The 12,485-nt window shown below is 46.7% G+C and carries 17 protein-coding genes and 1 other annotated feature; of the genes, 2 read left to right on the plus strand and 15 right to left on the minus strand.

Annotation, left to right across the window (positions count from 1 at the left end; genetic code table 11):
- Positions 1–30 precede the first annotated feature (30 nt).
- From obgE to MKZ04_RS10110, 7 genes are all read right to left on the minus strand, one after another.
- Positions 31–1,317, minus strand: coding sequence for a GTPase ObgE (gene obgE / locus MKZ04_RS10080; protein WP_020452440.1), 1,287 nt, complete (start codon positions 1,315–1,317; stop codon positions 31–33).
- A gap of 32 nt (positions 1,318–1,349) precedes the next feature.
- A complete protein-coding gene (locus MKZ04_RS10085) occupies positions 1,350–1,928 on the minus strand; it encodes a sporulation initiation phosphotransferase B (protein ID WP_020452441.1) in 579 nt (192 codons plus the stop codon).
- 226 nt (positions 1,929–2,154) lie between these two features.
- Positions 2,155–2,436 carry a 50S ribosomal protein L27 gene (gene rpmA, locus MKZ04_RS10090; RefSeq protein WP_003184023.1) on the minus strand — a complete coding sequence of 94 codons (282 nt, stop codon included), beginning with the start codon at positions 2,434–2,436 and terminating at the stop codon, positions 2,155–2,157.
- A 12-nt stretch (positions 2,437–2,448) separates the two neighbouring features.
- Positions 2,449–2,790, minus strand: coding sequence for a ribosomal-processing cysteine protease Prp (locus tag MKZ04_RS10095; RefSeq protein ID WP_020452442.1), 342 nt, complete (start codon positions 2,788–2,790; stop codon positions 2,449–2,451).
- A gap of 12 nt (positions 2,791–2,802) precedes the next feature.
- Positions 2,803–3,111, minus strand: a complete 309-nt coding sequence (gene rplU / locus MKZ04_RS10100; protein WP_003184027.1) for a 50S ribosomal protein L21 — start codon at positions 3,109–3,111, stop codon at positions 2,803–2,805.
- 12 nt (positions 3,112–3,123) lie between these two features.
- Positions 3,124–3,198 (minus strand) — a sequence feature (ribosomal protein L21 leader region).
- 73 nt (positions 3,199–3,271) lie between these two features.
- Positions 3,272–4,138 (minus strand): M50 family metallopeptidase, encoded by an 867-nt coding sequence (locus tag MKZ04_RS10105; RefSeq protein ID WP_020452443.1) that lies wholly within the window; start codon positions 4,136–4,138, stop codon positions 3,272–3,274.
- Complete coding sequence (locus MKZ04_RS10110) at positions 4,131–4,922, minus strand: peptidoglycan DD-metalloendopeptidase family protein (RefSeq protein WP_023855419.1); 792 nt, start codon at positions 4,920–4,922, stop codon at positions 4,131–4,133. Before MKZ04_RS10110 ends, MKZ04_RS10105 begins: the two co-directional genes overlap by 8 nt.
- A gap of 145 nt (positions 4,923–5,067) precedes the next feature.
- Here MKZ04_RS10110 and MKZ04_RS10115 point away from each other — a divergent pair, with 145 nt between their 5' ends.
- Complete coding sequence (locus MKZ04_RS10115) at positions 5,068–5,496, plus strand: SRPBCC family protein (protein WP_149169228.1); 429 nt, start codon at positions 5,068–5,070, stop codon at positions 5,494–5,496.
- Complete coding sequence (locus MKZ04_RS10120) at positions 5,496–5,819, plus strand: ArsR/SmtB family transcription factor (RefSeq protein ID WP_149169229.1); 324 nt, start codon at positions 5,496–5,498, stop codon at positions 5,817–5,819. Before MKZ04_RS10115 ends, MKZ04_RS10120 begins: the two co-directional genes overlap by 1 nt.
- Before the next feature lie 46 nt (positions 5,820–5,865).
- On the opposite strand, the gene minD is transcribed toward MKZ04_RS10120, so the two are convergent.
- The 8 genes from minD to MKZ04_RS10160 all read right to left on the minus strand — a co-directional run bounded on the left by minD (position 5,866) and on the right by MKZ04_RS10160 (position 12,447).
- Entirely contained in the window at positions 5,866–6,672 is an 807-nt protein-coding gene (gene minD, locus MKZ04_RS10125) for a septum site-determining protein MinD (RefSeq protein WP_020452447.1), read from the minus strand.
- A gap of 2 nt (positions 6,673–6,674) precedes the next feature.
- Complete coding sequence (minC, locus tag MKZ04_RS10130; protein ID WP_096748468.1) at positions 6,675–7,355, minus strand: septum site-determining protein MinC; 681 nt, start codon at positions 7,353–7,355, stop codon at positions 6,675–6,677.
- Between the two features lie 53 nt (positions 7,356–7,408).
- The gene (mreD, locus tag MKZ04_RS10135; protein WP_341045819.1) at positions 7,409–7,927 is read right to left on the minus strand and encodes a rod shape-determining protein MreD; all 519 of its coding nucleotides are present in this window, start codon (positions 7,925–7,927) and stop codon (positions 7,409–7,411) included.
- Positions 7,924–8,832, minus strand: a complete 909-nt coding sequence (gene mreC / locus MKZ04_RS10140) for a rod shape-determining protein MreC (protein WP_020452450.1) — start codon at positions 8,830–8,832, stop codon at positions 7,924–7,926. The genes mreD and mreC overlap by 4 nt, the downstream gene beginning before the upstream one ends.
- A 30-nt stretch (positions 8,833–8,862) precedes the next feature.
- Positions 8,863–9,873: a rod shape-determining protein gene (locus MKZ04_RS10145; protein WP_003184042.1), complete on the minus strand. Its 1,011-nt coding sequence runs from the start codon at positions 9,871–9,873 to the stop codon at positions 8,863–8,865.
- Positions 9,874–9,960: 87 nt separating this feature from the next.
- Positions 9,961–10,635 carry a RadC family protein gene (gene radC, locus MKZ04_RS10150; RefSeq protein WP_020452451.1) on the minus strand — a complete coding sequence of 225 codons (675 nt, stop codon included), beginning with the start codon at positions 10,633–10,635 and terminating at the stop codon, positions 9,961–9,963.
- A 54-nt stretch (positions 10,636–10,689) separates the two neighbouring features.
- Complete coding sequence (locus tag MKZ04_RS10155) at positions 10,690–11,262, minus strand: Maf family protein (protein ID WP_020452452.1); 573 nt, start codon at positions 11,260–11,262, stop codon at positions 10,690–10,692.
- 150 nt (positions 11,263–11,412) lie between these two features.
- Complete coding sequence (locus MKZ04_RS10160) at positions 11,413–12,447, minus strand: SPOR domain-containing protein (protein ID WP_096748262.1); 1,035 nt, start codon at positions 12,445–12,447, stop codon at positions 11,413–11,415.
- Positions 12,448–12,485 lie beyond the last annotated feature (38 nt).

The following is a 12,485-nucleotide window of genomic DNA, read 5'->3' on the forward strand; positions in this document are numbered from 1 at the left end:
AGAGCTTGCCTGGCAAACTCTCCGGTATGATCAGTCGATAAATTCAAATTCAAATTCGAGAAGACGGATCGTATCTCCGTCTTTTGCACCGCGGGCCCGAAGCGCGTCATCAACGCCCATTCCGCGAAGCTGTCTGGCGAAACGCTTAACAGACTCGTCTCTTGAAAAATCCGTCATTTTAAATAAGCGTTCAAGCTTGGCTCCGCTGAGCACAAAGGTGCCGTCAGGATCACGGCTGATCTCAAACGGCGCTTCCTCATCCTCAAGCTTATACATGACTCTGTTTTCAGTCATGTCTTCTTCGTCGTAGAGCGGGAATTCCGGTGTCGTTTCCAAACGGTCGGCAATCTCAAACAGCAGATCCCTCAATCCTTGTCTGGTCAACGCGCTGATTGGAAAAACAGGATAATCATCTGTAAGCTTTTCTTTGAATGCCTTCAGATTTTCTTCCGCATCCGGCATATCCATTTTATTGGCGACAATAATTTGAGGACGTTCTGTCAGCCTCAGATTATACTGTTCAAGCTCTTTATTGATGGTCACATAATCTTCATACGGGTCGCGTCCTTCAAGACCCGACATGTCGATCACGTGCACGATGACGCGCGTTCTTTCGATATGTCTGAGGAATTGGTGTCCGAGGCCAACCCCTTCGTGCGCCCCCTCAATCAGTCCCGGAAGATCCGCCATTACAAAGCTGCGTCCGTCTTCCGTTTCGACCATTCCGAGATTCGGATTCAGCGTTGTAAAATGGTAATCGGCAATTTTCGGCTTGGCCGAAGACACGACAGACAGGAGTGTTGATTTTCCAACGCTTGGGAAACCGACAAGACCGACATCGGCCAAAACTTTCAGCTCGAGAACGATATAGCGCTCCTTGCCGGGTTCGCCGTTTTCAGAAAGCTGCGGCGCCGGGTTGGCAGGCGTCGCAAAACGGGTATTGCCTCGTCCGCCGCGTCCTCCTTTTGCGATGACGGCTTCCTGTCCGTGCTCCGTTAGATCAGCGATGACCTGCTTTGTATCATCGTCAATGACAACCGTGCCGGGCGGGACTTTTACAACCATGTCTTCTGCATTTCGGCCGTGCTGGTTTTTAGACATGCCGTGTTCTCCGCGCGTCGCCTTAAAATGTCTTTGATATCTAAAATCCATCAGCGTGCTGAGGCCTTCGTCAACTTTGAAAACGACGTCTCCGCCTTTTCCGCCGTCACCTCCGGCAGGACCTCCTTTTGGCACATATTTTTCGCGGCGGAAAGCAACCATTCCGTTGCCTCCGTCTCCGCCTTTTACGTATATTTTTACCTGATCAACAAACATAATGTCCTCCGTTCTATTCCTAAAAAACCGCTTTACTTGATATGAATTTCAGCGATGCACTCACGGTCTGTTACATCAAGCCGCTTGATTTCATAAAAATCAGCCAGTGAATGATGAAAGTCTTTGATACCGGTCAGCTTTGTGAATACGCCGTGGAAATCCAGAAAGATGACGAGCCGGTCGTCCGGACCGTCCGTCTGCAGCGTGATCGTCAGATGATTGTCGCCGCCTTTCAAAACGGCATCCTCAAAAGTCCCAAACAGCTTTCTGACGAAAACGACGAGCTTCTCTTCATAAGCTGACAAATCTCTGACCTGACCGATCACCTCATATTCAAGCGTCAGCGAATGGGCCATCCAGTTAAATGTAAGCAGCTCATACGCCGCACGCGGGATTTTAAGGTTTGAAAGCTTTGATTCATGCTGAGCTTCGATGACCACTTCATCAATAATTTCAAATACGCGGTCATACTTTTTTAATGTTAAGTTTCCTTTAATCAATTGCAGTTTATTCATCCAGTCGTGCCTTGAATGGCTGAGCAGATGAATAAGCTCATGGGTCAAAGCCTTATCGTCCATCGTCTTTTCTTGTTTTTTCGAAGTTTCTTCCATTTTTGCACTCCCAATCATTTGTTCTCTATTTTAGGAGTCTGATTCAGTTTGTACTTTGAATTATAACAGAGAAGGCAGTATAAATGAAACACGTTTATATACTTTAAAGAAGCAGAATCAGAGCGGAAACCCGGCCTTGTCCAGGGGGCGGGAAGGTGTTTTTCAGCAAGTCACGGTGCTGTATGTAAAAAACTCCGGTCAGAACGACCGGAGTTTCGTTTAAAGGTTAGGCTACAGGATATACGCTCACTTTTTTGCGGTTACGGCCGAAACGTTCGAATTTAACAGTTCCGTCGACTTTTGCATATAGAGTGTCATCTCCGCCGCGCCCAACGTTTTCACCTGGATAGATTTTTGTTCCGCGCTGACGATAAAGGATGGAACCGCCAGATACGAATTGACCGTCTGCACGTTTAGCACCTAGGCGCTTCGCCTCAGAGTCACGTCCGTTCTTCGTTGAACCTACTCCTTTTTTAGATGCAAAAAACTGAAGATCTAATCTTAGCATGTAGCTCACCTCCTATATTTTGTTCGTCGTTACTTTTAAGTAACCTTTGTAGTCTCGTTCGATCGTTTCAAGGGAGACGATCATGCCTTCGAGAAGGAGCTGCGCCTTTTCAAAAGCCTCCCGATCCGTACCGTCCGGGAATCCGAAAGATAAAAATCCGCCGTCTTCCCCGAGGTCAATGACCGGCTCAATGCCCGTCAGCTTCATGACTGCATTGACAGCTCCAAAGGCGACCGCCGATGCCCCTGCACAAACGAGATCCTGACCATGTTCAGCAAAATTCGCATGTCCCGACATTTCAAAGCCTAAGATGTCTTTGTTCGATCGGGCTCTGGTAACCTTTGCATGAATCATATCATACACGCCTTAAGCGTTGATTTTTTCGATTACAACTTTAGTGTAAGGTTGACGATGACCTTGTTTTTTATGTTGGTTTTTCTTCGGCTTGTACTTGAATACGGTAATTTTTTTCGCACGGCCTTGTTTTTCAACTTTGCCTGTTACCGTAGCGCCTTCAACCGTAGGGCTGCCAACTTTAACATTTTCACCGCCGACAAACAATACGTTGTCAAAAGTAACTGTTTCGCCGGCTTCAGCAGCAAGCTTTTCGACGTATACAGTTTGGCCTTCTTCAACTTTGATTTGTTTTCCGCCTGTTTGAATAATTGCGTACATCTCTGCACCTCCTAATAAACTAAGACTCGCCAATCACAGGGGGCTAAGAAAGCACTTAACACCTGTGCTGAGCGGTTGTAGCACGGGTGCTACATCCATAACATTAAAAAATATACCAGAAAAGAGCCCGAGTGTCAATGTCTTTTAGAAGGATGGACGGTCAATAAACCAAAAGCAGATCTTCCATTGAGGAAGTCGTGCGCTTGTCTGTAAAATAAGCGTGGAGAACTTCGTTTTCATCAAGCTGGCTCAGTTTTTGTCCGTCCTTCTCAATAATGATCGGGTGTTTGCAGCCTCGTTTAAACAGGAGCATGACCTCATAAATCTGCTGTTCAGCGCACACCGTGATCGGGGCGAGGCGTCGCACTTCCCTCTCCTTTCCGTAATAGCGCTCAAGCAAAAAACGGATATGGACGTAATGGCGATTGCGATATTCCTGGTAAAGAGATGCAGCCAAAAATACGAGGAGCACCCAAGCGCTCAGCTGTGACGGGGAAACCAACAGAATTGCCGCGATTAAAACAGTACAGCAAAAGCACGACACAGCCAGCATCACCCGCTGTGCTTTCTGATACGGAAGGTGTTTTGAAAACAGCAAAAACAGCAGCTTCCCGCCGTCAAGCGGCCAAACCGGAAACAGATTAATCAAGAGGATGGTCAGATTGTAAAAGGTAAACGTTTCAAATATATGAGGGCTGACGAGCGAATTGACCGCCAAAAGCCATGCAGCAAATTGAAGCCAGATATGCTGAACAGGCCCCGCGGCGATGACGGCCAGCTCTTCCTTTAACGGTCTGTTGCCATGTTCATCGACTTCAAGCGTTCCCCCAAAAGGCAGCAGGAAAATGCCTTTAATTCTCCATGAAAAATAAACGGCAGCAGCAGCGTGGCCAAGCTCGTGGATCAAAATAACGATCATTAAACAAAACAGCGCTTTAATATGTCCTGTCATGATACCGATCGCCATGACAAGCCACAGCAGCGGGTGAATGTGAAGCTTGGTGAAGAGCTCCGTCCATTTATTCAAATGTAATCACCTGTATCGGATCAACAAATTCCTCTCCTTGTTTGATCGCGAAGTAATAGACGCCTTTTTGATTTTTATCCTGCTTAATCGTTCCGAGCTTCGTTCCTTTATCTATAAAATCGTATAAAGCGACATCCGCTTTTTTCAGCTGGCCGTAGTAGGTATAGCTGTTGTCCGCATGCTGCAAAACCACCGTCAGGCCCGTTTCCGGATTTTTGTCCACTTCAATGACATAGCCTTCCTTCATGCTGCGGATCGTTTCGTCTTCTGTTTCTACCTTAATGCCCTGGCCTGAGAATTTCTCCTGAACCTTTCCCATGGCAGGAACAGCGAGATCTTGATTCACCTCGACCTGACCGGATGGTTTGTCACCTTTCGGTTGAAAGAATGCGAGGGGATCGCCAAACTTGGATTCATACCAATTCTGGAGAGCCGCAAATTGGAACTCTTCAGTAAACACCTGGCTGATGACCGGTTTGATTTGGTTTGCGGGTTCAAACTGGCCTTTGTAGGCAATAGCGGACACAAGGACAAGACATGCCGACAGAAGACATTTCATGATGAGCGCATCCGCTTTGACAAGAGGGTGCTTCCCATTTATCAGCAGGGAGCTTCCCTCAGGCGGAGGGAAGTCTCCGGCCTTTTCATCTTCCGAAAAGGCTGTCCATGCAGGCGGCTTGACCGGCAGCTTTTTGCCGCCTGACGAAAAGGGCTGTTTATCCGGCGCCTTCCGCTTTCTTTTCCTGGCCATTCTTTTTCGAATCTCATCTGCTCTATGACTCATAACCCTCATCCTTTACATTCAGGTTCGTTTGTTCAATGATATGTCTTGTCCCAGGCGTTTATGACGGTATATTGACATAAAACCAAAAGGTTTCATATAATAGATAGGAAACCTTTTGGTTTTACTTTTTTCTAGGAGGTCTATTATGAGCAATCAACAATTACCTGATATACATAAACAGGCTGTTTTTCACGCATCGATAGAAAAAGTGTGGGAGGCCGTCGCCACCAGCGAAGGCATCGCCGCCTGGTTTATGCCAAATGATTTCCGTCCGGAGATCGGCTGTGAATTCACCTTGCAGTCTCCGTTCGGCCCCTCCCCTTGCAAAGTGATCGAGCTTGAAGCGCCGCATCGACTCGCTTTCAGCTGGGATACGTCGGGATGGATCGTCACATTTGAATTGAAAGAGCTGTCTGCAGAAAAAACCGAATTTACCCTGATTCATTCAGGATGGGGCGCGCCGGAAGAAACGGTTGCAAAAGCGGGAGAAAAACAAGCGGATGTCCGCAATCGGATGAATGGCGGCTGGGAAGCGATCGTCAATCAAAAGCTGCGTCAGGCAGTTGAAGGCTAGTGACATCATCGGCCGTAAAACATGATGTGTTCCAAGCCGTTTCCGATCCCTCACGGCGAAAGATGCTGAAGCTCCTCGCCGGCAGGGAATTGCCTGTAACAGATATCAGCACTCATTTCCCGATGAGCCGAACGGCTGTTTCAAAGCATCTGAGAATTTTGTCAGAAGCCGGGCTTGTCAGCGGAAGAAAAGTGGGCAGAGAAAAACTGTACAGGCTCCATCCCGAACCTCTCGCGGAGCTGCAGCAGTGGCTCGCCTACTTCGACATGTATTGGGACAATAAGCTTTCCTTGTTAAAGCACAAAGTCGAAAACGATCAATGAAACTGCAAAAAAAGCAATCTCGTTTTGGAGATTGCTTTTTTGCAAGTTAAGCGCGTACGCCGAAAAATGATTTAATCTTTGCGAAAACGCCTTTATTTTCTTCTTCAAACGACTGTAAAGGCACAGATTCGCCCAGCACGCGGCGGGCGATGTTCCGGTATGCGATTGAAGCTTTATTGTTCGGATCCATGACGACAGGCTCCCCGTTATTGGAAGCTTTAATCACTTCGTCATCATCCGCAACAATACCGATCAGTTCGATCGACAAGTGCTGAATGACTTCATCAACATCCAGCGTATCGCCGTTTTTCATTAAGTGGTTGCGGATCCGGTTGACGACAAGTCTCGGCGGCTCAATATTTTCTTCTTTTTCAAGCAGGCCGATGATCCGGTCGGCGTCACGAACAGCGGAGATTTCCGGTGTCGTCACGACAATCGCTTTGTCAGCGCCCGAGACCGCATTTTTATAACCTTGCTCAATCCCTGCAGGGCAGTCGATGACAATGTAGTCGAAGTCTTGTTTGAGCTGCTGGACAAGCTTGACCATCTGCTCGGGAAGAACAGCCGACTTATCGCTTGTCTGGGCGGCCGGGAGCAAATAAAGCAAATCATCGAAGCGTTTATCTTTCACAAGCGCCTGATGGATTTTGCATCGCTCCTCAACGACATCTACCAAATCATATATGATTCTATTTTCAAGGCCCATGACGACATCAAGATTGCGCAGGCCGATATCCGTGTCAACGAGACATACCCGTTTTCCCAAAATGGCCAAGGCGGTGCCAAGATTTGCGGATGTCGTCGTTTTGCCTACTCCGCCTTTCCCCGAGGTTATTACGATAGCTTCACCCAATTTTACATTCCTCCCTCAAGCCTTGTTAAACTAGGTCTTAAATGAGCTAATTGCTGAAGGCGGTCAATGACCATATTCTCATTTTCATCTAAATAAGCACATTCCATGTCGTTCCCTTCTTGGATGTGGTCTGGGGAGCGATTGAGCACATGATTGATACGCAATTGAGTCGGTCTCATATCCGAAGCCGCAATAACAGCTCGTTTATTTCCATTAAAACCGGCGTGGGCAATCCCTCTTAATGAGCCGAGGATGAAAATATTCCCTCCGGCCTTCACCATTCCTCCCGGATTCACATCCCCAATCAGAAGCAAATCACCCTCCGTTTCGAGGACTTGCCCTGAACGGACAATTTTAGCGACAGAAATAATTTCGCTTTCCGCTTTTAAACGGTTTGCTTCATCTTTGGTTATGACTTCACTTTCAATGGAGTGGATGAACAGATTTTGTTTCTCAGTGATCACATCGGTCAGGATCTGTTCTTGCTCCTCGGTCACAAAACGGTGGCCGAGCTTAACGAGCACACTGATTTTCTGGCCTTTTCCATCCATATAATGTTCGAGTGACAGCATATCCTGAAGACCGTACAATAATTCTTCAAAAGAGCATGTGTCATCAAGATGAAGCGTCAATCCATTTTTCGTTCCTTTAATTGTTACGTATTGCTGCTTTTGGGTCTTCACGGTGTTCACCTCAACATCATACTCTTTTCGACATCGGCTCATAAAATCCTCTTTTACTCATTCCTCAGCTCTTTCTTAAGACTGGTAAAAAACCATTTGAACGGGTAAATGAGCAAAAGGCCGCCAACGGCGTTCAGCCCAAGCGTAGGCAGGAGCCTGCCGAGCACAAATTGATGGAACGGCATGATTTCCGGACGTATCAGCATCTGCACGCCATATTGGTAAAATTCAAGAACACAGACGGCGAGCAGCGAAATAAAAATGACGACCAGCGCGTTTGTCTGCAATACTTTGAATGCTTTTGACGATAAATAGCAAATACCGGCAAAACCGAACATATATACACCTAAAAGGTCGGTGTAATTAATATCATATAACAGTCCGAAAATAAATCCATTTGTAATGGCAAAAGGCTGATTGACATAAGCCGTCATAAAAACTAAGACAAGCAGCAGAAAACGCGGGATGAGCTGCTGTTCTTCCGTCACAAAAGGCAGGTTGACAAAATCCGCGTAGACGCTGTCAGATACTAAAACAAACATCATCACGACGGGAAGAAGGAAGCGTTTCACGAACCTTCCTCCTCATCGTCCATCTTGTTGACATCCACCGTATCAAGCGTTCTGTCGACGACGATGACGTTATCAAGGTTATACATATCGGCCGCCGGCTCTACATAAGCGATTTTTGTCAAGCCGTAGGAATCGGGTTCAACCTCTGTCACTTTTCCGATTGTCAGGCCTTTCGGAAAAACGCCGCCCGCCCCGGAAGTTTCGACGAGGTCTCCTTTTTTCACTTCCCTGTCTTCATCAGGCTCAATGATTTCCATTGACAGCGCCTTTTTCTCGGAGTCGTAGCCGTTGATGATTCCGTTGACCGTTTTCTTGCCTTTATTTGCAGCGATAACCGTAGAAATTCTGTTGTTTCTGTCTGTTGCGCTTAAAAGCTGGACGGTGGAAGTGAAATTGTTCACTTTAGTGCTTTTGATTTTTCCGATCAAGTTGCCGTTTTCATCTGTGACCGCCATATCCTTTTCGACGCCGTGCTTAGAACCTTTGTTAATCGTGATCAGGTTCCACCACTCATACTTATCGGGATTTCTGGCGATAACAGTCGCCAGAATCGGCGTGTAGTCTTTAATTGATTTCAAATGGCCGAGCTCTTTTCTTAAAGACTTATTTTCATTTTCAAGCTCTTGCAGCTTTGCCTCGTATTGCGTCTGGCCGTCGAGCTTTTTCCGCAGGCGCTCATTTTCGCTGTACGTATTTTTTAAGTCTTCGATATTTTCAAAGAAGCCCGCAAAAAATTGAGCGGGCGTATGAAAAATCGTCTGGAATACACCAGTTGTATCGCCAATAAATTTTTCGGGCCAAGTTGCATTCCGGTCATTCTTTAACGAAAATCCAATCATTGCCACTAAAATGATGATACAAAGGAGTAAAAGCATCAACCGTTTATTCGTAAAAAACTGCGGCATGATTATACACCTCTTCTATTCCCTGTGTCCTTAATTTTTGCCTTTAAATAGATGAATTTGCTCGAGAGCTTTACCTGTTCCGATCGCTACACAGTCAAGAGGGTCTTCCGCAATTAAAACCGGCATTTTCGTTTCTTCGCTGATGACTTTGTCCAAGTGGCGCAGCAGCGCACCGCCTCCTGTCAGGACGATTCCGCGGTCCATAATATCAGCCGCGAGTTCAGGCGGAGTTTTTTCAAGCGTATTTTTTACGGCATCGACAATTGCAGTCACAGTGTCGCGAAGCGCCGCTGTAATTTCTTTTTCAGTGATTTCAATCGTTTTCGGCAGACCTGTTAAAAGATCGCGGCCGCGGATTTCCATGCTTTCTCCGTTTTCAGAAGCTTCGGCAGAACCAATTTCAAGTTTGATCGCTTCCGCAGTACGGTCACCGATCATCAAGTTATATGTTTTTCTAATATAAGTAATGATTGCTTCATCCATTTCATCACCGGCAACGCGAATAGACTGGGATGTGACGATGCCGCCGAGGGAAATAATCGCGACTTCGGTCGTTCCGCCGCCGATGTCGACCACCATGCTTCCAGTCGGTTCCCAAACAGGAAGATTGGCTCCGATCGCCGCTGCAAACGGTTCTTCAATCGGATATGCATCTCTCGCCCCGGCCTGGCGCGTAGCGTCGATTACCGCACGCTGCTCAACCGCCGTAATTCCCGACGGGACACAAACCATGACATAAGGCTTTCTCGCAAATAAGCCTTTGTTTTTAACAGCTTTGCTAATATAATGTTTCATCATTGTCGCTGTTGTTTCATAATCAGCGATTACGCCATCTTTCATCGGGCGGAGGGCGACGACATTGCCGGGCGTACGTCCGATCATGTTTTTCGCATCGTTTCCAACTGCAACGATCTGCTTTGTATCTGTTTGCAGCGCAACGACGGAAGGCTCCCTGACGACAATTCCTTTACCTTTCACAAAAACAAGCGTATTCGCCGTTCCTAAATCTATTCCAAGGTCTCTCGCACCAATTCCAAACATTTGTATGTATCTTCCTTTCTTAAAACAATATTCCTAAGCAAAAACCCATAAATTCTATTATAGCTTAATTTAATGAAAAAAAAAGTGTTACAAATATCCTTTTTCTTTTAAGCTCACAAATTTTTGATCACCGATGATGATATGATCGAGCAATTCGATTCCAAGCAGCTGTCCGGACTCGTGAAGGCGCTGTGTAACTTCTATGTCTTCGCGGCTTGGAGCCGGATCTCCGGACGGATGATTGTGGACGCAGATGAATGAGGCTGCGGAGCGCTTTAAAGCTTCCTTAAACACTTCCCTCGGATGGACGATTGAAGAGTTCAAGCTTCCTATAAAAATTGTTCGCTTGTGGATCACCTGGTTTTTCGTGTTCAGATACAGGCATACGAAGTGCTCCTGAGACAGAAAGCGCATATCCCCCATTAAAAAATTGGCCGCATCTTCGGGAAAACGGATCACATAACGGTCTTTGCAGGCAAGGCTGTGAATGCGCCGGCCAAGTTCGAGCGCCGCCAAAATCTGCACGGCTTTGGCGCGGCCGATCCCGGAAATGCTTGAAAGCTCCTCAGCGGATGCTTCTTTTAACAAACGGAGGCCGTCAAACGTTTGAAGCAGCCGGCTTGAAAGCTGAAGAACCGATTCTTTTTTCGTCCCGGTTCTGAGCAGTATCGCGAGCAGTTCATGGTTTGACAAACTTTCGGCGCCTGTGTTGAGAAGGCGCTCCCGCGGCCTTTCTTCATCAGGAAAATCCTTTAATTTCAACGGCAGATCGCTTATGATAAACCCTCCCTTTTGATTCCCTTCTCGTTCGGTTTATCAAAAGGAGTGAAGATCGAACGTTTTCAGCATTCTCATCGTTTTGGAAATCGGAAGACCCACAACTGTATAATAGTCTCCCTTTATCTGTTTGACAAAAAGCGCGCCTTTTCCTTGTATTCCGTATGAACCGGCTTTATCAAACGGCTCTCCTGTAGCGATGTAAGCGCTGATTTCCTTTTCTTCAAGAGGCCAAAAAAAGACTTCGGTTTCTTCAAAAAATGTTTCGCATCTCTCGCCGTCCTTAATGCAGACGCCGGTAAGCACTGAATGGGTCTGTCCCGAAAGCATGCTCAGCATCCTTTTTGCATCTTCGGCATCTTTGGGCTTGCCCAAATAAGCCCCGTCATAAAGAACAATGGTGTCGGCGCCAAGCACGACGGCATCAGGATATTGTTCGGCTACTGCACGCACTTTTTGTTCCGCCAACCATTTGACGTTTTCTGCTGGTGAAAAGTTTCGAATTAATTTTTCTTCCGCGTTGCTCGTAACGATGCTGTATGGAATCTGAAGAAGATCGAGGAGTTCCTTTCTGCGGGGTGATTGTGAAGCCAATATGAGCTGTCGGGTCATAAGAAGACATCCTTTCAAAGGTTTTTGCATAGGAAAAAAAGATACCTGTTTTATCCTACCAAAAGAACGCCGCCGCCACAATTTCAGAAAAGTAACTTTTTAATGACAAAAATCGTGAAAATAAAAAAACCAGCGCCTCTGCTGGTTTTTTTATTTTATTTGGCTCAGCAATAGCTGCTGGCTTTTCCAGCCGTTGGCTGCGGTCGGTTTCTCAAGCAGGTTGACGGCTTCCAGTATGCTCTTCTTTACCTCTTCAGATTCTCCTTTTGATTTGGCGCCGTCAAGTTCAGCTTTGACATCAGCTATGTTTTGAGATGTAACCTCCGCGCCGAGAATCGCTTTTGCCGACAGCTCGGCCGCTTCTTTAAAAGGCTCTAGCAAACCGGGCTCGAGTGCAACCGGAAACTCTTTTCCGCCCCACGCTTCAAAATCGTTTTCGATTAATATTTTGCCAATTTCAGATGTCATCTGTTTTTCCCCTGTTATTCCGGCGATCACATAAAATCCGTCGTCTTTGGCAATCGAAACGGCGGCATACCCCTTGTCTGCGATTTGAGAGGCCAGCGTCTCCGCTCCTTCTTTAGATGAAAACTTGCCGGCCTGAACGGCAAAGCTGTGAAAAGATTCTCCCGCTTGTCCGCTATTTTTTTGTCCGCTCTTTTTCTCTTCGGCACCTGAGTCACCGGCTTTTACCGCCTGTCCGTTTTCCGCATCCGCACCCAAGCTGCCGGATGCCGGCACTCCTTCTTTATGGGTTGCGAGATTCAGCGCGAACAGCCCGAGTCCCGTGCCGAGCAACACAGCAAAGATAATGGTTGCAGCAAAGCGCTTCAAAGGAAACGTAAGGGACATTTTCGCTTTTCGGTTGTTTTTAGCCTCGTTTTTCTTTTGATAAGGCGCCACCACTTTGGGATCGTCTTTGTACACGGTTTCTTCTTCGTCTGGAGGCGTCCATGTAAATTCATCTGTTTCAGGTGCGCCGTCCTCTTTTGAAGCCGATATTTCCCGTTCCGCCTTTCTCTTTTCTTCCCAGTTTGAAAAGGTGAACTTCTTTTCTTCATTTCTGTTGGAAAACTCTTTTTCATTTCCGTAGATGGTCTCTTCTCTGCCATTGATCATCACTTTAAGCGGGTCTTCCTGGGGCGCTTTTTTAGCTGAGTTTTTCTTGCTTTTCCGTTTTTTCATGTGGCTTCCCTCGCTTTCCGTTTATTGTTTTATATTGA

The organism is Bacillus sp. FSL W7-1354 (assembly GCF_038002405.1).
GTDB classification, from domain to species: Bacteria; Bacillota; Bacilli; order Bacillales; family Bacillaceae; genus Bacillus; species Bacillus paralicheniformis.